The organism is uncultured Amnibacterium sp. (assembly GCF_964245895.1).
Classification (GTDB): domain Bacteria; phylum Actinomycetota; class Actinomycetes; order Actinomycetales; family Microbacteriaceae; genus Amnibacterium.
Genome location: NZ_CAXTOQ010000029.1, coordinates 1 through 21,718, shown reverse-complemented (window position 1 = coordinate 21,718; position 21,718 = coordinate 1). Strand labels below are relative to the sequence as shown.

Annotated in this window: 21 protein-coding genes; 5 read left to right on the top strand and 16 right to left on the bottom strand. The window is 73.0% G+C overall.

The window, feature by feature from the left end; all coding sequences use genetic code 11:
- The first annotated feature begins 58 nt into the window (after positions 1–58).
- Positions 59–1,420 carry an APC family permease gene (locus ACFE60_RS06440; protein WP_375388022.1) on the top strand — a complete coding sequence of 454 codons (1,362 nt, stop codon included), beginning with the start codon at positions 59–61 and terminating at the stop codon, positions 1,418–1,420.
- On the opposite strand, the gene mutM is transcribed toward ACFE60_RS06440, so the two are convergent.
- The 16 genes from mutM to ACFE60_RS06360 form a co-directional block, all read right to left on the bottom strand.
- Positions 1,362–2,276: a bifunctional DNA-formamidopyrimidine glycosylase/DNA-(apurinic or apyrimidinic site) lyase gene (mutM, locus tag ACFE60_RS06435; protein WP_375388021.1), complete on the bottom strand. Its 915-nt coding sequence runs from the start codon at positions 2,274–2,276 to the stop codon at positions 1,362–1,364. The genes ACFE60_RS06440 and mutM overlap by 59 nt on opposite strands.
- Complete coding sequence (rnc, locus tag ACFE60_RS06430; RefSeq protein WP_375388020.1) at positions 2,269–2,949, bottom strand: ribonuclease III; 681 nt, start codon at positions 2,947–2,949, stop codon at positions 2,269–2,271. Before rnc ends, mutM begins: the two co-directional genes overlap by 8 nt.
- Before the next feature lie 4 nt (positions 2,950–2,953).
- Entirely contained in the window at positions 2,954–3,157 is a 204-nt protein-coding gene (rpmF, locus tag ACFE60_RS06425; protein ID WP_375388019.1) for a 50S ribosomal protein L32, read from the bottom strand.
- 2 nt (positions 3,158–3,159) lie between these two features.
- Positions 3,160–3,711, bottom strand: a complete 552-nt coding sequence (locus ACFE60_RS06420) for a DUF177 domain-containing protein (RefSeq protein WP_375388018.1) — start codon at positions 3,709–3,711, stop codon at positions 3,160–3,162.
- A gap of 184 nt (positions 3,712–3,895) precedes the next feature.
- Complete coding sequence (gene ppsA, locus ACFE60_RS06415; protein ID WP_375388017.1) at positions 3,896–6,340, bottom strand: phosphoenolpyruvate synthase; 2,445 nt, start codon at positions 6,338–6,340, stop codon at positions 3,896–3,898.
- Between the two features lie 43 nt (positions 6,341–6,383).
- Complete coding sequence (locus ACFE60_RS06410) at positions 6,384–7,280, bottom strand: pyruvate, water dikinase regulatory protein (RefSeq protein ID WP_375388016.1); 897 nt, start codon at positions 7,278–7,280, stop codon at positions 6,384–6,386.
- Positions 7,281–7,393: 113 nt separating this feature from the next.
- Positions 7,394–8,242 (bottom strand): pyruvate, water dikinase regulatory protein, encoded by an 849-nt coding sequence (locus tag ACFE60_RS06405; protein WP_375388015.1) that lies wholly within the window; start codon positions 8,240–8,242, stop codon positions 7,394–7,396.
- A 251-nt stretch (positions 8,243–8,493) separates the two neighbouring features.
- The gene (locus ACFE60_RS06400) at positions 8,494–9,807 is read right to left on the bottom strand and encodes an aspartate aminotransferase family protein (RefSeq protein WP_375388014.1); all 1,314 of its coding nucleotides are present in this window, start codon (positions 9,805–9,807) and stop codon (positions 8,494–8,496) included.
- Positions 9,804–10,007 (bottom strand): multidrug transporter, encoded by a 204-nt coding sequence (locus tag ACFE60_RS06395; protein WP_375388013.1) that lies wholly within the window; start codon positions 10,005–10,007, stop codon positions 9,804–9,806. Before ACFE60_RS06395 ends, ACFE60_RS06400 begins: the two co-directional genes overlap by 4 nt.
- 92 nt (positions 10,008–10,099) lie before the next feature.
- Entirely contained in the window at positions 10,100–11,266 is a 1,167-nt protein-coding gene (locus tag ACFE60_RS06390) for an ABC transporter substrate-binding protein (RefSeq protein ID WP_375388012.1), read from the bottom strand.
- A gap of 67 nt (positions 11,267–11,333) precedes the next feature.
- Positions 11,334–12,098 carry an ABC transporter permease gene (locus ACFE60_RS06385; RefSeq protein WP_375388011.1) on the bottom strand — a complete coding sequence of 255 codons (765 nt, stop codon included), beginning with the start codon at positions 12,096–12,098 and terminating at the stop codon, positions 11,334–11,336.
- Complete coding sequence (locus ACFE60_RS06380) at positions 12,095–12,889, bottom strand: ABC transporter ATP-binding protein (protein ID WP_375388010.1); 795 nt, start codon at positions 12,887–12,889, stop codon at positions 12,095–12,097. The genes ACFE60_RS06385 and ACFE60_RS06380 overlap by 4 nt, the downstream gene beginning before the upstream one ends.
- Complete coding sequence (locus ACFE60_RS06375; protein WP_375388009.1) at positions 12,886–13,815, bottom strand: ABC transporter permease; 930 nt, start codon at positions 13,813–13,815, stop codon at positions 12,886–12,888. The genes ACFE60_RS06380 and ACFE60_RS06375 overlap by 4 nt, the downstream gene beginning before the upstream one ends.
- Positions 13,812–14,840, bottom strand: a complete 1,029-nt coding sequence (locus tag ACFE60_RS06370; RefSeq protein ID WP_375388008.1) for a TIGR03842 family LLM class F420-dependent oxidoreductase — start codon at positions 14,838–14,840, stop codon at positions 13,812–13,814. The genes ACFE60_RS06375 and ACFE60_RS06370 overlap by 4 nt, the downstream gene beginning before the upstream one ends.
- A gap of 187 nt (positions 14,841–15,027) precedes the next feature.
- On the bottom strand, positions 15,028–16,470 hold the full coding sequence (hydA, locus tag ACFE60_RS06365; RefSeq protein ID WP_375388007.1) for a dihydropyrimidinase: 1,443 nt from the start codon (positions 16,468–16,470) through the stop codon (positions 15,028–15,030).
- Positions 16,471–16,498: 28 nt separating this feature from the next.
- Positions 16,499–17,347, bottom strand: coding sequence for a nitrilase-related carbon-nitrogen hydrolase (locus ACFE60_RS06360; RefSeq protein WP_375388006.1), 849 nt, complete (start codon positions 17,345–17,347; stop codon positions 16,499–16,501).
- A 107-nt stretch (positions 17,348–17,454) separates the two neighbouring features.
- Between ACFE60_RS06360 and cofD the strand changes: the two genes are divergently transcribed.
- The 4 genes from cofD to ACFE60_RS06340 all read left to right on the top strand — a co-directional run.
- Positions 17,455–18,432: a 2-phospho-L-lactate transferase gene (gene cofD, locus ACFE60_RS06355; protein WP_375388005.1), complete on the top strand. Its 978-nt coding sequence runs from the start codon at positions 17,455–17,457 to the stop codon at positions 18,430–18,432.
- Complete coding sequence (locus ACFE60_RS06350; protein ID WP_375388004.1) at positions 18,429–19,577, top strand: benzoate/H(+) symporter BenE family transporter; 1,149 nt, start codon at positions 18,429–18,431, stop codon at positions 19,575–19,577. Before cofD ends, ACFE60_RS06350 begins: the two co-directional genes overlap by 4 nt.
- 147 nt (positions 19,578–19,724) lie before the next feature.
- A complete protein-coding gene (locus ACFE60_RS06345; RefSeq protein WP_375388003.1) occupies positions 19,725–21,137 on the top strand; it encodes an NAD(P)/FAD-dependent oxidoreductase in 1,413 nt (470 codons plus the stop codon).
- Positions 21,134–21,718 (top strand): amidohydrolase family protein (locus ACFE60_RS06340; protein WP_375388002.1); only part of this gene is annotated, 585 nt, incomplete at its 3' end. The genes ACFE60_RS06345 and ACFE60_RS06340, both read left to right, overlap by 4 nt.

Genomic DNA, 21,718 nt, shown 5'->3' with positions numbered 1-21,718 from the left:
CGCACTCGACTCCCAGCACGTACGGTCGCCCGATGCTCACGACAGCCGAGGCCGCCCGATGACCGCGTCGGCGGTCGAGACCGAGCGCACCGGCTCGAAGCTGCGGCAGGTCGTCACCGGCCCGCTGCTGTTCCTCTTCATCCTCGGCGACGTGCTCGGCGCGGGCATCTACGCGCTGATGGGGGTGCTGGCGGAGGAGGTCGGGGGCGTCCTCTGGCTGCCGCTCGTCGTGGCGCTGCTGCTCGCGCTGCTGACCGCGGGCTCCTACGCCGAGCTCGTCACCAAGTACCCGCGGGCCGGCGGCGCGGCGGTTTTCGCGGAGCGGGCGTTCGGGAAGCCGCTGCTGTCGTTCCTGGTCGGGTTCTGCATGCTGGCGGCGGGCGTGGTGAGCGCGGCCGGGCTCGCCCTCGCGTTCGCCGGCGACTACCTCGGGACCTTCCTCCCGGTCCCGCCGATCCCCGCCGCGATCGTGTTCCTCGCGATCGTCGCGCTGGTGAACGCGCGCGGGATCCAGGAGTCGACCCGCGGCAACGTGATCATGACCGTGATCGAGGTGAGCGGGCTCGTGCTCGTGATCGTCTGCGTCGGGATCCTGGTGGGCGGCGGCGGCGGGGACGTCTCCCGTGCGACCGAGTTCCCGGCCGGCGCGAACCCGGCGACCGCGACGCTCGCGGCGGCGATCATCGCCTACTACTCCTTCGTCGGCTTCGAGACGTCGGCGAACATCGCGGAGGAGGTCCGCGAGCCGTCGAAGGTCTACCCGAAGGCGCTGTTCGGCGCGCTGCTCACCGCCGGCGTCGTCTACGTGCTGGTCGCGGTCGCCAGCGCGACCGCGCTGCCCGCCGCGCGGCTGAGCGAGAGCTCGGGCCCGCTGCTCGCGGTCGTGTCCGCCTCCGGCGTGCCGATCCCCGACGCCCTGTTCAGCGCGATCGCACTGGTGGCCGTGGCGAACGGCGCGCTGCTCACGATGATCATGGCGAGCCGGGTCACGTTCGGGATGGCCGAGCAGGGGCTGCTGCCGTCGGTGCTGGGCCGTACGCTGACGAAGCGCCGCACCCCGTGGGTCGCGATCGTCGTCACGACGGCGGTCGCGATGCTGCTGACCCTGATCGGCGACCTCTCGCTGCTCGCCTCCACCGTCGTCCTGCTGCTCCTGTTCGTGTTCATCGCGGTGAACGTGTCGGTGCTGGTGCTGCGGCGCAAGCCGGTCGAGCACCGGCACTTCCGGGTGTGGACCTTCGTGCCAGTACTCGGGATCGCGTCCTGCGTGCTGCTGCTCACGCAGCAGGAGGGGCCGGTGTGGCTCGCGGGGGGCGTCGCGCTGGTGGTCGGCGCCGCGCTGTACGCGGTCGCGCAGGTCGTCAGGCGGCGCGCGGACGGCGCTGGCACCGCGGGCATCGGTGGCTCGACCGGTTCATGAACGCCTCGCGCACGATCGGCGTGCCGCAGCGCGGGCACGGCCTGCCCTGCTGCCCGTACGCGTTCAGGCGCTGCGAGAAGTAGCCGGAGGCGCCGTTCACGTTCACGTACTGGGCGTCGAAGCTGGTGCCGCCGTCGGCGAGCGCCCGCTCCAGCACCAGCCGCACCTCGGCGAGCAGGCGCCGCACGGCCGGGCCGCGGAGGCGGTCGGTCGTCGCGTCCGCGTGCAGGCGGGCCGCCCACAGCGCCTCGTCGGCGTAGATGTTCCCGATGCCCGAGACGAGCGTCTGGTCGAGCAGGGCCCGCTTGATGCCGGTCCTGCGCCGCAGCAGGCGCGCGACGACCGCGTCGTCGTCGAAGGCCGGGTCGAGCGGGTCGCGGGCGATGTGCGCGACGTGCTGCGGGACGAGCGCCGCCGCCGTGCCGCGACCGCCCGCAGCGCCGTCCGCCGTCGGCTCGAGCGGGTCGAGCGCGAGCGAGCCGAAGATCCGCTGGTCCGCGAAGGCGACGACGAGGTCGCCGTGCTCCGGGTGCTCGAGCGCGAGCCGCACCCGCAGCTGCCGGTCGGGCTCGGCGCCCGGGGCGCGCAGCAGCAGCTGCCCGCTCATCCCGAGGTGGCCGAGCACCGCGACCGGCGCCTCCCCGTCGCGCGGCTCGACCGGCAGCCAGAGGAACTTGCCGCGGCGGACGGCGCCGGTGAGCCGCCGCCCGACGAGTCGGGCCTCGAAGTCGTCGGCCCCGGCGAGGTGCCGGCGCAGCGATCGGGGCTCGAGCACCTCCACGCCCGCGACCACCGCGCCGGTCACGGCGGGTTCGAGCCCCGCGCGGACGACCTCGACCTCGGGCAGCTCAGGCACGCAGCGCCCGGTACGCCTCCCAGGCCGCGGCGACCTCGGCCTGCTTCTTGCTGGTGCCGGTGCCCGTCGCCGTGACGTCGGCGACCGTGACGGTCGCCGTGAACACGCGCGCGTGCTCGGGGCCCTCGCCGGCGAGCTCGTAGGCGGGCGGCGGCGCCCCGCGTCTGGCCGCCTCCTCCTGCAGCGCGGTCTTCGGGTCGGTGATCGCGCCGGTGGAGGCGGGGTCGTCGACCAGCGGCTGCACGAGCCGCAGCACGAGCGCCTCCGCGGCCTCGCTGCCGGCGGACAGGAACGTCGCGCCGATCAGCGACTCGACGGCGTCGGCGAGGATCGACGGCTTCTCCGCCCCGCGGGTCAGCACCTCCCCGCGACCGAGGAGGAGGAACGTCCCGAGCCCCAGCGTCCGGGCGATCGACGCGAGCGCGACGGTCGAGACCAGACCGGCGCGCCGCTTGGCGAGCGCGCCCTCGTCCTCGTCCTCGTGGGTCGCGTAGAGCATCGCCGTGACGGCGCGGCCGAGCACGCTGTCGCCCAGGAACTCGAGGCGCTCGTTGTCGGCGGTGCCGTGCTCGTACGCGTAGGAGCGGTGCGTCAGCGCGGTCTCGAGCAGGACGGCGTCGATCTCGACGCCGAGCACCGCGAGGAGCGCCGCGCGGTCCGCAGCGGCGCCCACCCGATCAGGCGTCGGCGACGCGGCGGCCCTTGTACTCCAGGTACAGGGGGACGCCGTCCGAGCCCTCGACCACCTTGGCGCGGTGGGGCAGGGAGTACACGACCTTGCCGTTCTCGATCGTCTTGACCAGCGTGGGGGCCTCGGCCTTCCACTGCGAACGACGCGAGCGGGTGTTGCTGCGCGACTGCTTGCGCTTCGGAACCGCCATGACTACTTCTCTTCTCTGCTGTCTGTGTCCCCTGCGCGGCTCTGCTCTCCAGAGCTGAAGGCCTGCAGGGCGCCCCATCTGGGATCCGCGGGCTTCTCGCGCTCGTCATCGGCCGTGATCAGGCTGATGCCGGGACCGAGTTCAAGGTCCTCGCAACCGTCGACGCACTCGGGCTGGAAGGGCAGTGCCAGCACCACCGCGTCCCGCACCACCGGCTCCAGGTCGAGCTGGTCGCCATCGAGCTGGTGGTCGAACGGTTCATCGGCAGGATACCCGAAGAGCTCGGCGAACTCGACTCGCACCCGCAGCGACACCGGGGCGAGGCACCGGGCGCACTCCCCGTCCGCGGTCCCGACGACGGTGCCGGAGGCGAGCACGCCCTCGTGGAGCGACTCCAGCTTCAGGTCGATGTGCAGCGGCGCGCCGTCCTGCACCGCGATCATCCCCTCGCCCAGGTGCTCGGAGACGGTGATGTCGAGCGTCCGCTCGCGCATCTCGCCGGGGTGCCGCACGAGGTCGCGCACGTTCTGGAGGTAGGGGCTGCGCGCGTTCACGGCGGAGCAGTGTACGCGAGCCAGCCGGAGCACGTGAGCAGGCTGCGCGCGCTTCGGCAGGCCACGCGGGCACTTGAGCAGGCTGCGCGCGCTTCGGCAGGCCACGCGGGGCCCGGCCGGCCTGCCGAAGCGCGGACAGCCTGCCGAAGTGCTCATGCAAGCCGGGCACGCGTCCCGTCGAAGGTCAGGAGGAGGCGACCGCCTCCACCGCCGCGAGGGCGAGCCAGGTGTCCACCACCGTGTCGGGGTTCAGGGACATCGTGTCGATGCCCTGCCCGAGCAGCCAGGCCGCGAGGTCCGGGTGGTCGGAGGGGCCCTGGCCGCAGATGCCGACGTACTTCCCGCGGGCTTTCGCGGCCGTGATCGCGATCTCCAGCATGTGCAGCACCGCAGGATCGCGCTCGTCGAACCCGGCCGCGACCAGCGCGGAGTCGCGGTCGAGCCCCAGCGTCAGCTGGGTCATGTCGTTGGAGCCGATGGAGAACCCGTCGAAGTGGTCGAGGAAGCGGTCCGCCAGCACCGCGTTCGACGGCAGCTCGCACATCATCATCACCTGCAGCCCGTTCTCGCCGCGGACGAGGCCGTTGCTCGCCAGCAGCGCGATCACCCCCTCCGCCTCCCCGAGGGTGCGGACGAACGGGATCATCAGCTTCAGGTTCGTCAGCCCCATCTCGTCGCGGACCAGGCGCATCGCCTCGCACTCCATCGCGAAGCACTCCGCGAAGTTTGCAGACAGGTACCGGGACGCGCCCCGGTAGCCGATCATCGGATTCTCCTCGTGCGGCTCGTACAGCTCGCCCGCGACGAGGTTCGCGTACTCGTTCGACTTGAAGTCGGAGAGCCGCACGATCACCGGCTCCGGCGCGAACGCCGCGGCGATCATCGACACCCCCTCCGCGACCCGCTGCACGAAGTACTCCCTCGGCCCGGCGTACGCCTTGATGCGCTCCTGCACGTCCGCGCGGACGTCGTCCGGCAGCGCCGACGGGTCCGCGGCGAGGTCCAGCAGCGCCTTGGGGTGGATGCCGATCTGCCGGTTGATGATGAACTCGAGCCGCGCGAGGCCGACGCCGCGGTTCGGCAGCCGGGAGAACGCGAACGCCTGGTCCGGCGTCCCCACGTTCATCATGATCTTCACCGGGATGTCGGGCATGCCGCCCAGCTGCGTCTCCTCGACCGAGAAGTCGAGCAGGCCCTCGTAGACGAAACCGGTGTCGCCCTCGGCGCAGGACACGGTGACCTCGCGTCCGTCGGCCAGGTCCTTGGTCGCACTCCCCGTGCCGACCACGGCGGGGATGCCCAGCTCGCGGGCGATGATCGCCGCGTGGCAGGTGCGGCCGCCGCGGTTGGTGACGATCGCGCTGGCCCGCTTCATGATCGGCTCCCAGTCGGGGTCGGTCATGTCGGCGACGAGCACCTCGCCCTGCTGGAAGGCGGCCATCTGCCCGACGTCGGACAGCACCCGCACCGCTCCCGCGCCGATCTTCTGACCGATCGCCCGGCCGTCGACGAGCGCGGTGCGGGAGGCGGGCTTGCCGTCGAGGCGGTAGCGGGTGCTGGTCGCGGTCGAGCGCCGCGACTGCACGGTCTCCGGGCGGGCCTGCAGGATGTACAGCCGCCCGTCGCCGCCGTCCTTGCCCCACTCGATGTCCATCGGGCGGCCGTAGTGCTCCTCGATGACCAGCGCGTGGCGCGCGAGCTCGAGCACCTCGTCGTCGGTCAGCGACAGCAGCCCGCGGTCCGCCTCGTCCACGTCGACGAACTCCGTCGTCCGCCCGACCGCCCGGTCCTGCGTGTAGATCATCTTGATCGCCTTGCCGCCGACCTGCCGCTTCAGGATCGCCGGCCGGCCCGCCGCGAGCGCGGGCTTGTACACGTAGAACTCGTCCGGGTTCACGGCGCCCTGCACGACCGCCTCCCCCAGCCCGTAGGAGGAGGTGACGAACACCGCGTCGCGGAACCCCGACTCGGTGTCCATCGTGAACAGCACGCCGGAGGCCCCGATGTCGGAGCGGACCATCCGCTGCACCCCGGCGGACAGCGCCACGACGTCGTGCGCGAAGGCGTGGTGCACGCGGTACGCGATCGCGCGGTCGTTGTAGAGGGAGGCGAACACCTCGTGGACCGCGGTCAGGATCGCCTCGATCCCGCGCACGTTCAGGAACGTCTCCTGCTGCCCCGCGAACGACGCGTCCGGCAGGTCCTCGGCCGTCGCGGAGGACCGGACCGCGAAGGACGCCTCCGCGTCCCCCTCCGTCAGCTCGTCGTACGCCCGCCGGATGTCGGCCTCGAGGTCGGCCGGGAACGGCTGCTGCAGCACCGCCTCCCGGATCTCCTTGCCGACCTTCGCGAGCGTCTCCACGTCGTCGATGTCGAGCCCCGAGAGCAGGCCGTCGATGCGCTCGGCGAGACCGCCGCGCACGAAGCGCCGGTACGCGTCGGCGGTCGTCGCGAAGCCGTCGGGCACGCGCACGCCGAGGTCGGCGAGGCTCGAGATCATCTCGCCGAGGGAGGAGTTCTTCCCGCCCACCTCCTCGAGGTCGGCCAGGCCGAGGTCCGCGAACCAGCGGACGTTGTCACCGCTCGCGGTGCGGTGGGTCGTGGTGGTGGGCGTGGCCGTGGTGCTCATCCGGTGGACTCCTTCGTCGGTGCTGGTCGGCGGTGCTGCTTCGTCAGGTGGTGCTTCGTCGGTGCTGCGGTGCGGTGCCGGAGGCGGGCGCCGAGGCCCGGGCGAGGTGCTGCAGGATCACGGTCGACATCTCCTCGACCGACTTCGCGGAGGAGTCGACGGTGGGGATGCGGTGCGAGCGGAACATCCGGGCGGCCCGGTCGAGCTCCCACGCGCACTGCCCGATCGACGCGTAGGTCGAGGCCGACCGGCGCTCCGTGCGCACCTGGCTGAGCCGCTCCGGCGTGGTCAGGATGCCGAAGCACCGGGCGCGCAGCCGCCGCACGGGCTCGGGCAGGTCGAGGACCTCGAGGTCCTCCGGCACGAGCGGGTAGTTCGCGACGAGCAGGCCGTGCTGCAGCGCGAGGTACATCGTCGTCGGCGTCTTCCCGCACCGGGAGGGGGCGAGCAGCACGACGTCGGCCTTGTCGAGCGCCCGGCCGCTCGCGCCGTCGTCGTGCTCCATCGCGTACTCGACCGCCGCCATCCGCGCGTTGTAGCGCTGGGCGTCGCCGATGCCGTGCAGCCGGGCGGGCCGCCGCGTGCCCGCCCGGTCCAGCACCCCCTCCAGGGTGCGGAGGTGGAGGTCGAAGAAGTCGATGAGGGTGCACCTGGTCGTCAGCAGCACCGTCCGCACGTCCTCGGCCGCCGTCGTCGAGAACGCGATCGCCGGTCCCTCCGCCGCGGCGGCGTCGAGGCGGGCGACGATCTCGGCCGCCTCCTCCACGGTCGTCACGAAGGGCAGGAGGCGCCGCTCGATCGGCAGGTCCGGGAACTGCAGCAGCAGGGCGTTGCCCATCGTCTCCGCCGAGATGCCCGTGCTGTCGGAGATGAAGAAGACCCGCACGACGTCGGGAGCTGGAGGCGTGCGCAGGGCCGTCGCCGGCGTGGCCGAGGTCATGCCGGAAGCCTGGTACCGCCGCGGCAGGATCGGCAGCGATCGCGCCGCGAAGGTCCCTCCGACCCTGCGCATCCGAGAAGATCCGCCGATCTTCCGTCGCTGATCGCCTGTGATCATGACCGGCCGAGGTGCTGCAGGATCACGGTCGACATCTCCTCGACCGACTTCGCGGACGAGTTCACCGTCGGGATGCGGTGCGAGCGGAACATCTTCGCCGCGCGGTCGAGCTCCCACCGGCACTGGTCGATCGACGCGTAGGTCGAGTCCGGCCGGCGCTCGTGGCGGACCTGGCTGAGCCGCTCAGGGGTGGTCAGGATGCCGAAGCAGCGCGCGCGCAGCCGCCGCACCGGGTCGGGCAGGTCGATGACCTCGAGGTCCTCCGGCACCAGCGGGTAGTTCGCGACGAAGACGCTGTGCTGCAGCGCGAGGTACATCGTCGTCGGCGTCTTCCCGCACCGCGACGGGGCGAGCAGGATCACGTCCGCGTCGGCGTAGTGCCGCAGGCTCTCGCCGTCGTCGTGCTCGATCGCGTACTCGACGGCCTCCATCCGCCGGTCGTAGCGGACCTGGTCGTCGACGCCGTGCACCCGGACCGCGAGGTGCAGGGCGCGCGAGCCGAGGATCCTCTCCAGCTGGCCGAGGTGGGAGGAGACGAAGTCGATGATCGGCGCGCGGCTGGAGCGCAGCACGCCGCTGATCGTGTCGTCGGCGATCGTCGTGAACACCAGGGGCTGCCGCGGCCCCTTCATCGCGGCGTCGAGGATCTCGACGGCCTTCCGCGCCTCCGCGATGGAGGTGATGAACGGGATGCGGTGCCGCTCGAAGCGGATGTCCGGGAACTGGACCAGGAGGGCGTTGCCCATCGCCTCCGCGCTGATGCCCGTCTGCTCGGCGACGAAGTAGACCGGGACCGGCGGCGGGCCCGCGGCAGCGGGCGCCGTGGGATCCGGGCCTGCCGCCATGGCCGCTCCTGACGCGTCGTCGACGTCCGAGGTTGTGCGAGTCAACCCCCGCACGATCGCGACTCTAACCCGACGGGCGGCGGAGGGGAACAGCCGGCTTCCGCGAGCGCCGTCGAACCCCACGCGGGCCGAAGGGGCGGAGCACGTCAGCAGGAAGAACGGAGCCGGTCAGCAGGAATCAACACGTCCAGCAGGAACAACTCGCCCGGTTCTTCCTGCCGAAGTGGATTCTTCCTGCTGAAGCGCTCGGCTCAGGGGAGGACGGCGTCGTAGATCGCGATCGCGCGGGCGACCTGCTCGTCCGTGACGATGCACGGCGGCACGACGTGCACGCGGTTGTCCTGCACGAACGGCAGCAGGCCGGCCCCGAGCAGCCCGTGCTTGATCCGCACCATCTCGGCTGGCGGCAGCGGCGTCTTCGTACCCGGGTCCGCCACGAGGTCGAGCGCCCAGAACACGCCGAGCCCGCGGACGTCGCCGATCACGGCGTGCCGCTCGGCGAGGCCGGCGAGGGCGGGCGCGAGCACCTCGGCGCCGATGCGGCGCGCGTTGTCGACGATCCCCTCCTCCCGCATCGCGTCGATCGTCGCGACGATCGACGCCATCGCGAGCGGGTGCCCCGAGTACGTGAGCCCGCCCGGGAACACGCGGGTGTCGAACGCCGCCGCGATGGCCGGCGGGATGATCACGCCGCCGGCGGGCACGTAGCCGGAGTTGACGCCCTTCGCGAAGGTGACCAGGTCGGGCACGACGCCGTCCGGGTTGATCGTCGGGTTCTGGAACGCGAACCAGTCGCCGGTGCGGCCGAAGCCCGCCATCACCTCGTCGAAGATCAGGACGATCCCCCACTCGTCGGCGATCGCGCGGAGGCCGGTGAGCCAGCCGGGCGGCGGCACGATCACGCCGGCCGTGCCCGGCACGGTCTCGACCAGGATCGCGGCGATGGAGGCGGGACCCTCCGCCTCCACGATGCGACGCAGCGCGTGCAGCGCGCGCTCCACCTCCTGCTCCGGCGTCGCCGACCAGAACTCGCTGCGGTACGGGAACGGGCCCCAGAAGTGCACGTGGCCGCGCGCGTACTCGTTCGGCACCCGCCGCCAGTCGCCGGTCGCGACGACGGCCGCGCCGGTGTTGCCGTGGTACGAGCGGTAGGTCGAGAGCACCTTGTCGCGGCCGGTCGTCAGCCGCGCCATGCGGATCGCGTTCTCGTTCGCGTCGGCGCCGCCGTTCGTGAAGAACACCTTCGAGAACGGCTCTCCGGCGACGCCGAGGACACGCTCCGCGGCCACCCCGCGGACGCGGTTCGCATGCGCGGGAGCGACCGTCGGCAGGATCGCGGCCTGCTGCTGGATCGCGGCGACGACCTTCGGGTGGGTGTGCCCGATGTTCGTGTTGACCAGCTGGCTCGAGAAGTCGAGCAGGCGGTTCCCGTCGTCGTCCCAGACCTCGCAGCCGGAGCCGCCCGCCACGACGATCGGCGCGAGGGCGCCCTGCGCGCTCCAGGAGTGGAACACGTGCCGGTCGAGCTCGAGGGTCGTCGCCTCGTCGATGGCCTGCAGGGTCATGGGTGTCCGTCCTCCTGGTCGGTGGCGTCGGTGCTGCGCGGCGCGTCGGGGGCGCCCGGCCGGACGGGCGCGTCGTCGCGCCACTCGATGCGTCGGGTCCCCGGCTCGCTGGTGTCCACGTCGATGCGCGGGGCCGCGTCCGCCTCCGTCGCCGCCGGCGCGGTCGTCAGCTGGTCGTGCCGGGCGTCGTCCTTGGTCACGGCTCGACTCTAGGCGCGGCGCCGGCGTCTGCTCCGACCCGGCACCGCCGACCAGGGGCGCCCCTGGTCGGCGATCCCGGGACCGGACGCGACTACTGGCCGCCTTCCTTCAGGGTGACCGCGACCGGCGCGAACGACGCGCCCGTCACGTCGGCGCCGTCCTTCTTCAGCTCGGCCAGCGCCTTCTCGACGTACGTGTTGGTGTACGCCGTGCTGGGCGGATCCTTCGTGATGATGGTCTTGCCGGTGCCGTCCTTCGCGGTCAGCGCGATCTTCACCGTCCGGTCCCAGAGGGTCGTGTCGATCATGCCGATGCCGTCCGGGCTCGGCCAGATCAGCTTGTTCACCTCGTTCGTCTGCCACAGCTGGTGGCTCGCGCCGAGCTTGCTGCCTGCGGCGACGACGTCGGTCGCCGCCTGCTCGACGTGGTCGCGGGCGTAGATCCAGCCCTTCAGCACCGCCTTGATGACCTTGACCGTCTGGGCCTGGTAGGCCTTGTCGGAGGCGAGCTTGTCGCTCGACGCCCAGAGGGCGTCCTGGTACATGCCGACCCCGTCGTCCGTCCAGTTGACGACGTCCAGGTCGCTCGGCTGGTACAGCTTCCCGGTGGCCGGGTTCTTCGTCTCGAGGATCTGCGCATACTCGTTGTAGACCATCGCCTGCGACGCGGCGATGTCACCGGAGAGCAGCCCCTTCTCGTCGAACGCCTGCTGCACGACCTTCACGTCCTTCGCGGGGTCGAGGCCGGCCTCCGTCATGCCGGCGTAGAGCTCGAACTGGTTGCCGTAGCCCCACGACCCGATGTTCTTGCCCTTGAAGTCGGCGACCGAGGTGATCCCGGTCTTCTTCAGCGACACCTGGAGCGTGCCGGAGCGCTGGAAGATCTGGGCGACATCGGTGACCCCGGCGCCCTGCTCGATCGAGCCGAGCACCTTCGGCACCCACGCCACGGCGTAGTCGGACTTGCCGGACGCGAGCACGGTCTGCGGGACGGTGTCCGGGGCCGCCTCGAGCAGGGTCACATCGAGGCCTTCGTCCGTGAAGTAGCCCTGCTTCACCGCCTCGATGTAGCCGGCGAACTGGCCCTGCTTGACCCACTGGAGCTGGATCTTCACGGGGGTGAGCGCGCCTCCGGAGGACGAGGAGGCGGCCGGCGCGGTGGTGCTCGCGCCCGGGGCGCAGCCGGTCAGCGCGAGCGCCGCGGTGGCGGTGATCGCGAGCATGCCGCCGAGGGCTCGGCGGCGGGTGGGGTGCTGCATCGGTACTCCCTGCTGTGAGATGGACGGTGCGGTTGCTGTGGTGCAGCCCGGACGTGCCGGGACGTCTTCAGAGGCGCGGGCGCGCGACGAGCCATTCGAGCGCGAGGGTCGCGCCGAAGAAGAGCAGCCCCAGCGCGATGGCGCCGGTCACGTACGCCCACGCGGTCGACGTGGCGCTGGTGGCGGCCGCGGAGGTGATCGCCGACCCGAGCCCGTCCTGCGGGCCGCCGAAGTACTCGGCGACGAGCGCGGAGATGACGGCGAGGCTCGAGGCGACGTTCAGGCCCGTGAAGAGGTACGGCAGAGCCCCCGGCACCGTGACCGACCGGGTCAGCTGCCATCCGGACGCGTCGAGGGCCCGCATCAGGTCACGGTGCACCGGCCGGACCTGCCGCAGGCCGCGCAGCGTGTTCAGGAACACGGGGGCGAAGACCGCGATCCCCGCGACGACCTGCCGAGGGCCCTGGGAGTCCGCGCCGTACATGGCGTAGAGCACGGGCGCGACCGACACGATCGGCAGCACCGCCACCGCGGCGACGATCGGGGCGCTCGCGTCGTCGAGGAGCGCGATCCGGCTGGCGAGCGCGGCGAGGACGACCGCGATCACCGCCCCGCCCGCGAAGCCGATCAGCGCGTTCACGCCCGTCGTCGTGGCCGATGCGACCACCAGCTGGGGCGCGAGGAGCAGCTGGGCGATGATCGCGGCGGGCGAGGGCAGGAGGTAGGGCTTGATGTCGAATGCGAGGACGAGCAGCTGCCAGATCGCGAGGAAGAGGATCGCGACGACGACCGGCGGCCAGATCGCCGAGCCGCGGCCGAGCGCGGTCCTCATCGCAGGTCCATCCCGAGGCCGGCGGAGGTGCCCTCGCCGTGCAGCGCACCCCGGACCGCGGTGACCGCTGCGAAGAAGTCGCGCGCCTCGCGCACCCCCTCCTCGCGCACGCCCAGCGCGACCGGCACCACCTCCACGATCCGGCCCGGCCGCGGCGACATGACGGCGATGCGGTCGGAGAGGAACACCGCCTCCGGGATCGAGTGGGTGACGAAGACGACCGCGGCGCCGGTCTCGGCCCGGATGCGGGCCAGCTCGGTCTGCATCCGCTCGCGCGTCATCTCGTCGAGGGCGCCGAACGGCTCGTCCATGAGCAGCAGGCGAGGCCGCTCCGCCAGGGCGCGGGCGATCGCGACCCGCTGCTGCATCCCGCCGGAGAGCTGGTCCGGGAAGCGGTCCGCGAAGTCGGTGAGCCCCACGAGGCGCAGCAGGTCGTCGACGCGGGCGGCGCGCTCGCCCTTGGGCGCGCCGTGCAGCTCCAGCGGCAGCGCCACGTTCGCCCGGACGGTGCGCCACGGCAGCAGACCCGCCTGCTGGAACGCGACGCCGTAGGCGTGGCTCCTCCTCGCCGCGGCCGCCGGCTCCCCGAACACCTCGATCGTCCCGGACGAGGGCACGTCGAGGTCCGCGATCAGGCGCAGCAGCGTCGACTTGCCGCAGCCGGACGGTCCGATGAGGGAGACGAACTCCCCGTCGGCGACCTCGAGCCCGACGTCGGCGAGTGCGTGCACGCTCGACCCGCGGTCGCCGGGGAACACCCTGCTTGCGCCGCGCACGCTGACGGCGGTCATGCCGTGGCCTCCGCGCGCCGGAAGCGCAGGAGGAGGCGGCCCGCTGCCGCGACGAGGGCGGCTGTGACGAGGCCGACCGCGACCGCACCGAGCACGGCGGCCCACGGCCTGGCCGGGTTGCCCGTCGATTGGACCGCGAAGGCGAGGATGGTGCGGCCGATGCCGCCGTCGGTGCCCGTGGACACCTCCGCCACGACCGTCCCCACGACCGCGCTGGCGGCGGCGAGCCGCAGCGCGGGCAGCAGGAACGGCACGCTGGCGGGCAGCCGGAGGTGGATCAGCGTGCGCCACCACCCGGCGCCCTGCGCGTCGAACAGGTCCCGATGCACCGCCTCCGGGGACTCGAGCCCGCGCAGCAGCCCGACCGAGACGGGGAAGAAGGCGAGGTAGGCGGCGATCACGGCGACGCTGCTCCACGAGGTCCATCCGGGCAGCGCGGAGCCCCAGATGACGACGAGCGGTGCGAGGGCGATCAGGGGCACCGTTTGGCTGAGCACGATCCACGGCAGCAGGCCGCGCTCCGCGATGCGGAACCTGGCCATCAGCAGCGCCAGCGCCGCCCCGGCGACGAGCCCGATCGCGAACCCCTGGGCCGCGATCGCCAGCGTGGTCACGCTGGCCGCGAGCACGGCGGCGCCGACCGTCGTGCTGCCCGGCAGCGAGCTGATCGGCCGGAGCAGCTCCGCGGCCGTCGTCCACACGTGCGGCATGTCGCCGTCGTCGGTGCGCGGCAGGACGAGCGTGCCCGCGACGCGCACACCCGCGGCCGGCCCCACCGCCTTGTACGCCTCCCAGACCAGCATGAGGACCAGCACCCCGGCGAGCGTCAGCAGCGCGCGCCGCAGCAGCGGATGCGGTCCGCGCCGCGGGCGCGGCGCGACGAGCGCGGCGCTCATGTCCGCGGCGGCCGGCAGCGCCTCGGTCACGACTTCGCCGTCACGGCGTCGCGCAGGTCCGGGATCACGGTCTCGCCGTACTGCCGCAGCGTCTCCTCCTTGTTGTCGTGCTGGAGGTAGACGGCGAACTGGTCGACGCCGAGCGCGCGGAGGCGTTCCAGCTTCGCGATGTGCTCCCCCGCCGTGCCGAGCACGCAGAACCGGTCGACGATCTCGTCCGGCACGAACGCGGTGTGCGTGTTCCCGGCGCGGCCGTGCTCGTTGTAGTCGTACGACTCGCGGGCGCGGATGTAGTCGGTGAGCGCGGACGGCACCGCCGACCCCTCGCCGTACTTCGCGACGATGTCGGCGACGTGGTTGCCGACCATGCCGCCGAACCAGCGGCTCTGCTCCCGCGCGTGCGCGAGGCCCGCCTCCGTGCCGTCGGTGACGTAGGCGGGTGCGGCGACGCAGATCGTGATCGAGTCGGGGTCGCGGCCGGCGTCGGCCGCGGCCTTCCGGACGGAGGCGATCATCCACTCGGTGATGTCGACGTCGGCGAGCTGCAGGATGAAGCCGTCCGCGACCTCGCCCGTCAGCTTGAGCGCCAGCGGCCCGTACGCGGCGACCCACACCTCGAGCTCGGAGCCGGTGCTCCACGGGAACCGAAGAGTGGCGCCGTTGTGCTGCACCGACCGGGAGTTCGCGAGCTCCCGGATGACGTGGATCGACTCGCGCAGCGTCTTCAGCGTCGTGGGGGCGCCGTTCGTGACGCGCACCGCGGAGTCGCCCCGGCCGATGCCGCACACGGTGCGGTTGCCGTACATCTCGTTCAGCGTCGCGAAGACGGAGGCGGTGACGGTCCAGTCGCGCGTCGCCGGGTTGGTGACGAACGGGCCGACCTTGATGCGCCTCGTCTCGGCGAGGATCGCGGAGTGGATGACGTAGGGCTCCTGCCACAGCAGGTGGGAGTCGAACGTCCACACGTGGCTGAAGCCGTGCGCCTCCGCCAGCCTCGCCAGCTGCACGGTCCGCGACGCGGGCGGATTCGTCTGGAGGACGGCGCCGAACTGCATCGTTCTTACTCGCTTCGCTCGGGAGCGGTCCGCGCGCGACCGGCTTCGCCGGCCCCGGCGGACGCGCCGCTCCGCCGCTGGCGCGGCTCCGCGGCAGGCCCTGGCGCGCCTGCGAAGGAGCGGCCGCATGAGCGGCCGGGGCGCTGCGCGCCCCTCCCGGGTCGCGACGGGACCGGTCCGTTCCGCATCAGATCAAGTACTGCGAGAGGCCGCGCTTGAGGTAGCGGCCGTCGCCCTTCGAGCCCAGGTACTCGCCGCCGTCGACGATCACCTTGCCGCGGGACAGCACGGTGTCGACGTGCCCGTCGACCTCGAACCCCTCCCACGCTGAGTGGTCCATGTTCATGTGGTGCGTCCGGCCGGGTCCGACGCCGATGGAGGTGTGGCCGGCCGGGTCGTAGACGACGACGTCCCCGTCGGCGCCCGGCTGGATCACGCCCTTCCTGCCGTACAGGCCGAACATCCGCGCCGGCGTCGTCGAGATCAGCTCGACCCACCGCGGCAGGGTGATCTCGCCCGTCACGACGCCCTGGTACAGCAGGTCGAGCCGGTGCTCCACCGAGCCGATGCCGTTCGGGATCGCCCGGAAGTCGCCGAGGCCCAGGTCCTTCTGGCCCTTCATGCAGAACGGGCAGTGGTCGGTCGAGACCATCTGCAGGTCGTTCGTCCGCAGGGCCTGCCACATGTGCTCCTGATGCCGGTCCTCCTTCGACCGCAGCGGGGTGGAGCAGACCCACTTCGCGCCCTCGAAGTCGCCCCACTCCTCCCCCACGGCACCCAGCTGGTCCTCGAGCGACAGGTACAGGTACTGGGGGCACGTCTCCCCGAAGACGTTCTGCCCCGCGTCCCGCGCCGTCGCGAGCTGGGCGACCGCCTGCTTCGCGGAGACGTGCACGACGTAGAGGGGCGCGCCCGTCACGTTCGCGAGCATGATCGCGCGGTGCGTGGCCTCCTCCTCCATCTGCCAGGCGCGGGCGACGCCGTGGAAGTAGGGCGCCGTCTTCCCGGCCTCCACCAGCTGCTCCGCCAGCACGTCGATCGCCGGGCCGTTCTCCGCGTGCATCATCGTCAGCAGCCCCGTGGAGGCGGACACCTGCATGGCGCGGAGGATCTGCGCGTCGTCCGCGTAGAAGACGCCGGGGTAGGCCATGAACAGCTTGAAGCTGCTGATGCCCTCGTCGATCAGCCTCGGCAGGGTCGCGAGCGCCTCCGCGTCGACGCCGCCGACGATCTGGTGGAAGCCGTAGTCGACGGCGCACTGCCCGTCTGCCTTCGCGTGCCAGGCCGCCAGGCCGTCGAGCACCCGCTCCCGCGTCCGCTGGACCGCGAAGTCGATGATCGTGGTCGTGCCGCCCCATGCCGCGGCGCGGGTGCCGGTCTCGAACGTGTCGGAGGCGTTCGTGCCGCCGAACGGCAGCTCCATGTGGGTGTGGGCGTCGATGCCGCCGGGGATCACGTACCGTCCCGCGGCGTCGATCACGGTGTCGACGTGCCCCTCCACATCGAACCCGAGCAGGGTCGACCCGGGTGCCAGGACGGCGGCGATCGTCTCCCCGTCGATCAGCACGTCCGCCTGGGCACTGCCGGTCGCGTTCACGACCGTGCCGTTCTTGATCAGCGTCCTCGACATGAGGCTCCTTCGGGTGGAGAGATTCGGGTCAGGGGGCGGTGATCGCCGTGTAGGAGTCGGGGCGGCGGTCCCGGTAGAACTGCCAGTCGTTCCGCACCTGCCGGATCAGGTCGAGGTCCAGGTCGCGGATCACGACCTCCTCCTCCGTCCTCGACCCGAGGTCGCCGACGAGGTTGCCGCGCGGGTCGAGGAACTGGCTCGAGCCGTAGAAGTCGACGGCGAGCTCGCCGTACTCGTTGTCCTCGCGCCCGACCCGGTTCGCCGCGGCGACGAAGTAGCCGTTCGCGGCGGCCGCGGCGGCCTGCTCGATCTCCCACAGCCGGTTCGACAGCCCGGGCTTCGTCGCGTTCGGGTTGAAGACGATCTCGGCGCCGTTCAGGCCCAGCTCCCGCCAGCCCTCCGGGAAGTGCCGGTCGTAGCAGATGTAGACGCCCACCTTCCCGACCGCGGTCGAGAAGACCGGGTAGCCGAGGTTGCCCGGGCGGAAGTAGAACTTCTCCCAGAAGCGGTCGAGGTTCGGGATGTGGTGCTTGCGGTACTTGCCGAGCACCGTGCCGTCGGCGTCGACGACGACCGCGGTGTTGTAGTACACGCCGGTCTGCGCCTCCTCGTAGATGGGCAGCACCGTGACCACGCCCAGCTCCTTCGCGAGCGCCGCGAACCGGGTCACGACCGGTCCGTCGGCCGGCTCCGCGTAGTCGTAGTACTTCGCGTCCTCGGTGATGCCGAAGTACGGGCCGTAGAACAGCTCCTGGAAGCAGATCGCCTGCGCGCCGTCGGCGGCCGCGGAGCGGGCGAACCCCTCGTGCTTGTCGAGCATCGACGCCCTGTCCCCGGTCCACGTCGTCTGGGTGATGGCTGCTCTGATGGTGCTCACCAGGCTGAGCCTGCCCCTCCCCTGTTTCGGCGGCAAGACGGGATCGTTGCGTTCCGGAGTCGAACGCGCCGGAGCCGGCCCGGTCGCGGGCTGCCTAGGCTCGAGGGATGGAGCCGCTCCGCGTCGTCGTCCTCGCCGGCGGGGTCGGCGGGGCGCGCTTCGTCCGCGGGCTGCGCGCCCACCTCCGATCCCTCGACGGGCCGTCGGCGGACGTCACGGTGGTCGCGAACACCGGGGACGACGTCTGGCTGGCCGGCCTGCGCGTCACCCCGGACCTCGACTCGCTGCTGTACACGCTCGCGGGCGTGAACGACGAGACCCGCGGGTGGGGCCGGGCGGAGGAGACCGAGCGCGTCGCCGGCGAGCTGGCCGCGTTCGGCGTGGGCTGGCCGTGGTTCACCCTCGGCGACCTCGACCTCGGCACCTGCGTCGCGCGGACCTCGATGCTGCGCGACGGCCTGCCGCTGTCCGCCGCGGTGCAGCGGCTCGCGGCGCGCTGGCCGATCGGCGTGCGGCTGCTGCCCGCGACCGACGACGAGGTGGAGACGCACGTCCTCACCGACGAGGGCGAGCTGCACTTCGAGGAGTGGTGGGTGCGCACCCGCGCGGCGCTGCCGGCGAGGGCGTTCGTGCAGCCGGGGGTGGAGGCGGCCAGGCCCGCGCCGGGCGTCGTGGAGGCGATCCGCGACGCGGACGTCGTGCTGCTCGCCCCCTCCAACCCGGTGGTGTCGATCGGCACGATCCTGACCATCCCCGGGATCCGGGAGGCGCTCGCCGCGACCCCCGCGCCGGTCGTCGGGCTCTCCCCCGTCATCGGCGGGTCCGTCGTGCGCGGCATGGCCGACGCGTGCCTGACCGCGATCGGCGTCGCGACCGACGCGGGCGCGATCGCCCAGCACTACGGCCCGCGGTCCGCCGGCGGGGTGCTCGACGGCTGGCTCGTCGACGAGGTGGACGCCGCCGCGCTCCCGGCGCTCGCCGCCGCCGGCATCCGGGCGGGTGCCGTGCCGCTGTGGATGACGGACGACATGGCGACCGCGGCGATGGCGGCCGCGGCGCTGCGACTCGCCCGCGAGCCCCGGTGACGGCGGCGCGAAGCGGGATCGCGCAGCCCGCGCTGGCCGGAGTCGTCGGGACGCTCACCGGCTTCTTCGGCTCGGTCGCGGTGCTGCTGGCCGGCCTGACCGCGGCAGGCGCCTCCGCCGCGCAGGCCGCCTCCGGGCTGGCCGCGCTGTGCCTCGCGAACGGCGCGCTGTCCATCGCGGTCTCGCTCCGGCTGCGCATCCCGGCGTGCTTCGCGTGGTCGACGCCGGGCGCCGCGCTGCTGGTCGCGGCGCATCCCGCCTCATTCGGCACGGCGGTCGGCGCCTTCGTGCTCGCCGGCCTGCTCGGCGTCGTGACCGGCGCGGTGCCCGCGTTCGCGCGCTGGATCGACCGGATCCCCGCCGCGCTGACCGGCGGGCTGCTCGCCGGGGTGCTGCTGCCGTTCTGCCTGGCGCCGGTGCGGGAGGCGGTGGTGACCCCCTGGCTGGTGCTGCCGCTCGTCGCGGGATGGCTGGTGCTCTCCCGGTTCGCGCCGAGGGCCGCCGGCCCGGGCGTGATCGTCGCGGCACTCGTCGTCACGGTGCTGCAGGGCTCGGCGGGCGCCGTCCTCGCGCCCCTCCCCGTGCTCACCGCGCCCGCCCTCGACCCGGTCGGGATCGTGGCGCTCGGGGTGCCGCTCTACCTCGTCACGATGGCGGGCCAGCAGCTGCCCGGCATCGCCGTGCTGAAGGCGAACGCGTACGTGCCGCCGACGCGGCTGGCGCTCGTCGCCTCAGGGGCCGTCAGCGCGGTGGCCGCCCCGTTCGGCGCGGTGCAGGCGAACCTCGCGGCCATCACCGGCGCGATCATGGTCGGGCCGGACGCCGGCGCGGACCGGGACCGCCGCTGGATCTCGGGCGTCGCCTCCGGCTGCACCTACATCGTGCTCGCCGCGACCGCCGGCGTCGTCGCCGGGCTCGTCGGCGAGCAGCCGCCCGCGCTCGTGGAGGCGGCCGCCGGGCTGGCGCTGATCGGCGCGTTCGTCGGCGCCGTGGCGTCGGCGATCGAGCGGCCGGGCACCCGCGTCGCGGCCGCGGTGACCTTCCTGGTCGTCGGCTCGGGGGTGGCCGTCGCCGGCGTCGGCAGCGCGCTGTGGGGCCTCGTCGCGGGCGGCGTGGCGCTGGCGGTGACGACCCGACGCCCCTGATTCCGTTTTGAAGGAACTTGTCGCGCGCTCGGCGAGAAGTTCCTTCAAAACGGAATCGGTCGCTCGGAGCGCGCGCGGCGGCCGATACGCTCGGTCGCAGGCACCGCTCGCGACGGAATCGGTCGCCGATCCGCTCGGAGGTCCCCGATGCCGAAGACCGTGTTCGACCGGCCCGTCGACGAGCGGCTGGTCGACGCAGCCCTCGCGGGCAGCACGCAGGGCAGCTTCTGGCTCGACCGCACGCCCGGCGACCGGCACCCGGCGCTGACCGCGGGCCTGACCTGCGACCTGCTCGTCGTCGGCGGCGGCTACACCGGGCTCTGGACGGCGCTGCAGGCGAAGCGCCGCGATCCCGGCGCGCGGGTCGTCGTGCTGGAGGCGCGCACGAACGGGTGGGCCGCCTCCGGCCGGAACGGCGGCTTCGTCGAGGCGAGCCTGACCCACGGCGAGACCAACGGCCGCACCCGGTTCGCGACCGACTACGACGCGCTCGACGCGGACGGGCTCGAGAACCTCGACGCGATGGAGGCGGACGTCCTCGGCTTCGATCGGAACGCCGACTGGGAGCGCTCCGGCGTCCTCGGCGTCGCGACCGAGCCGCACCAGGTCGCCTGGCTCGAGGAGGAGCACGACGGCGAGCGCGCCCGCTTCCTGGACGGGCCGGCGATGCGCGCGGAGGTCGCCTCCCCCACGTACCTCGGCGGCCTGCTGCGGCCGAGGGACGGCGCGCTCGTCGACCCCGCGCGGCTGGCGGACGCCCTCGCGCACGCCTGCGCGGCCGAGGGCGTCGAGCTGTTCGAGCGCACCCCGGTTCTCGGCATCGAGCGCGCGGGCACCGGGGTCGACGCCCGCACCGAGGCCGGCACGGTGCACGCCGACCGGGTCGTGCTCGCGACGAACGCGTTCCCCGCCCTGCTCACGCGCCTCCGCCTCTTCACCGTGCCGGTCTACGACTACGTGCTGATGACCGAGCCGCTGTCCGCCGCCGACCGCGCCGCGATCGGCTGGCAGGGCCGGCAGGGCATCGGCGACAGCGCGAACCAGTTCCACTACTACCGGCTGACGGACGACGGACGCATCCTGTTCGGCGGCTACGACGCGATCTACCACTACGGAGGGCGCATCCGGCCGGAGTACGAGGAGCGGCCCCAGACCTTCCGCAGGCTCGCCGCCCACTTCGCGCTCACCTTCCCGCAGCTGGCGCACGTGCGGTTCACGCACCGCTGGGCCGGCGCGATCGACACCTGCTCCCGGTTCTGCGCCTTCTTCGGCACCGCGTGGGGCGGTCGGGTCGCCTACGCCCTCGGCTTCACCGGCCTCGGCGTCGGCGCGACCCACTACGCGGCGGACGTGCTGCTCGACCTGCTCGACGGGCTCGAGACGCGGAGGACGACGAACCCGATGGTCCGCTCGACGCCGCTGCCGTTCCCGCCCGAGCCGGCGACCTGGCCAGCGGTGCAGGCCACCCGCTTCGCGCTGGACCGCGCGGACCACCGGGAGGGGCGTCGCGGCGCGTTCCTCCGCACCCTCGACGCCGTGGGACTGGGGTTCGACTCGTGACCGGAGACCTGCTCGTGCGGAACGGCCGGCTGTTCACGCCGTCGGGCGTCGTCGACGCGGCCCTGCTCGTCCGGGGCGGCCGGATCGCCGCGATCGGGCCGGACGCGGTCGAGGCCGCGCCCGGCGGGACCGCCGAGCTCGACGCCCGCGGCGCCCTCGTGACGCCCGGGTTCCAGGACTCGCACATCCACCCGTACCACGCGGGCATCGACCTGCTGCGGCTGGCCCTGAACGACGAGCGGACCGCGGCGGGCCACCTCGAGCGGATCGCGGCGTACAGCGCCGCGAACCCGGACCTCGAGTGGATCAGGGGCAGCGGCTGGGGCATGGAGGCGTTCCCCGGCGGGGTGCCGACGGCGGCCGCGCTCGACGCGGTCACCGGAGGGCGCCCGGCCTTCCTCGCCAACCGCGACGGGCACGGCGCCTGGGTCAACACCGCGGCGCTCGAGCGCGCGGGGATCACCGCGGCGACCCCCGATCCGGTCGACGGGCGCATCGAGCGCGACGCGAGCGGCGCACCGATCGGGATGCTGCAGGAGGGCGCGATGGACCTCGTGTCCGACCTGCTGCCGGCGACCACC

Bases quoted from the DNA above. Each gene is read 5' to 3' on its own strand.
- rpmF (WP_375388019.1), bottom strand. From the start codon at position 3,157: ATGGCGGTTCCGAAGCGCAAGCAGTCGCGCAGCAACACCCGCTCGCGT.
- ACFE60_RS06390 (WP_375388012.1), bottom strand. From the start codon at position 11,266: ATGCAGCACCCCACCCGCCGCCGAGCCCTCGGCGGCATGCTCGCGATC.
- cofD (WP_375388005.1), top strand. From the start codon at position 17,455: ATGGAGCCGCTCCGCGTCGTCGTCCTCGCCGGCGGGGTCGGCGGGGCG.
- ACFE60_RS06385 (WP_375388011.1), bottom strand. From the start codon at position 12,098: ATGAGGACCGCGCTCGGCCGCGGCTCGGCGATCTGGCCGCCGGTCGTC.
- ACFE60_RS06370 (WP_375388008.1), bottom strand. From the start codon at position 14,840: ATGCAGTTCGGCGCCGTCCTCCAGACGAATCCGCCCGCGTCGCGGACC.
- ACFE60_RS06380 (WP_375388010.1), bottom strand. From the start codon at position 12,889: ATGACCGCCGTCAGCGTGCGCGGCGCAAGCAGGGTGTTCCCCGGCGAC.
- ACFE60_RS06345 (WP_375388003.1), top strand. From the start codon at position 19,725: ATGCCGAAGACCGTGTTCGACCGGCCCGTCGACGAGCGGCTGGTCGAC.
- ACFE60_RS06440 (WP_375388022.1), top strand. From the start codon at position 59: ATGACCGCGTCGGCGGTCGAGACCGAGCGCACCGGCTCGAAGCTGCGG.
- ACFE60_RS06405 (WP_375388015.1), bottom strand. From the start codon at position 8,242: ATGGCGGCAGGCCCGGATCCCACGGCGCCCGCTGCCGCGGGCCCGCCG.
- ACFE60_RS06410 (WP_375388016.1), bottom strand. From the start codon at position 7,280: ATGACCTCGGCCACGCCGGCGACGGCCCTGCGCACGCCTCCAGCTCCC.
- ppsA (WP_375388017.1), bottom strand. From the start codon at position 6,340: ATGAGCACCACGGCCACGCCCACCACCACGACCCACCGCACCGCGAGC.
- ACFE60_RS06400 (WP_375388014.1), bottom strand. From the start codon at position 9,807: ATGACCCTGCAGGCCATCGACGAGGCGACGACCCTCGAGCTCGACCGG.
- hydA (WP_375388007.1), bottom strand. From the start codon at position 16,470: ATGTCGAGGACGCTGATCAAGAACGGCACGGTCGTGAACGCGACCGGC.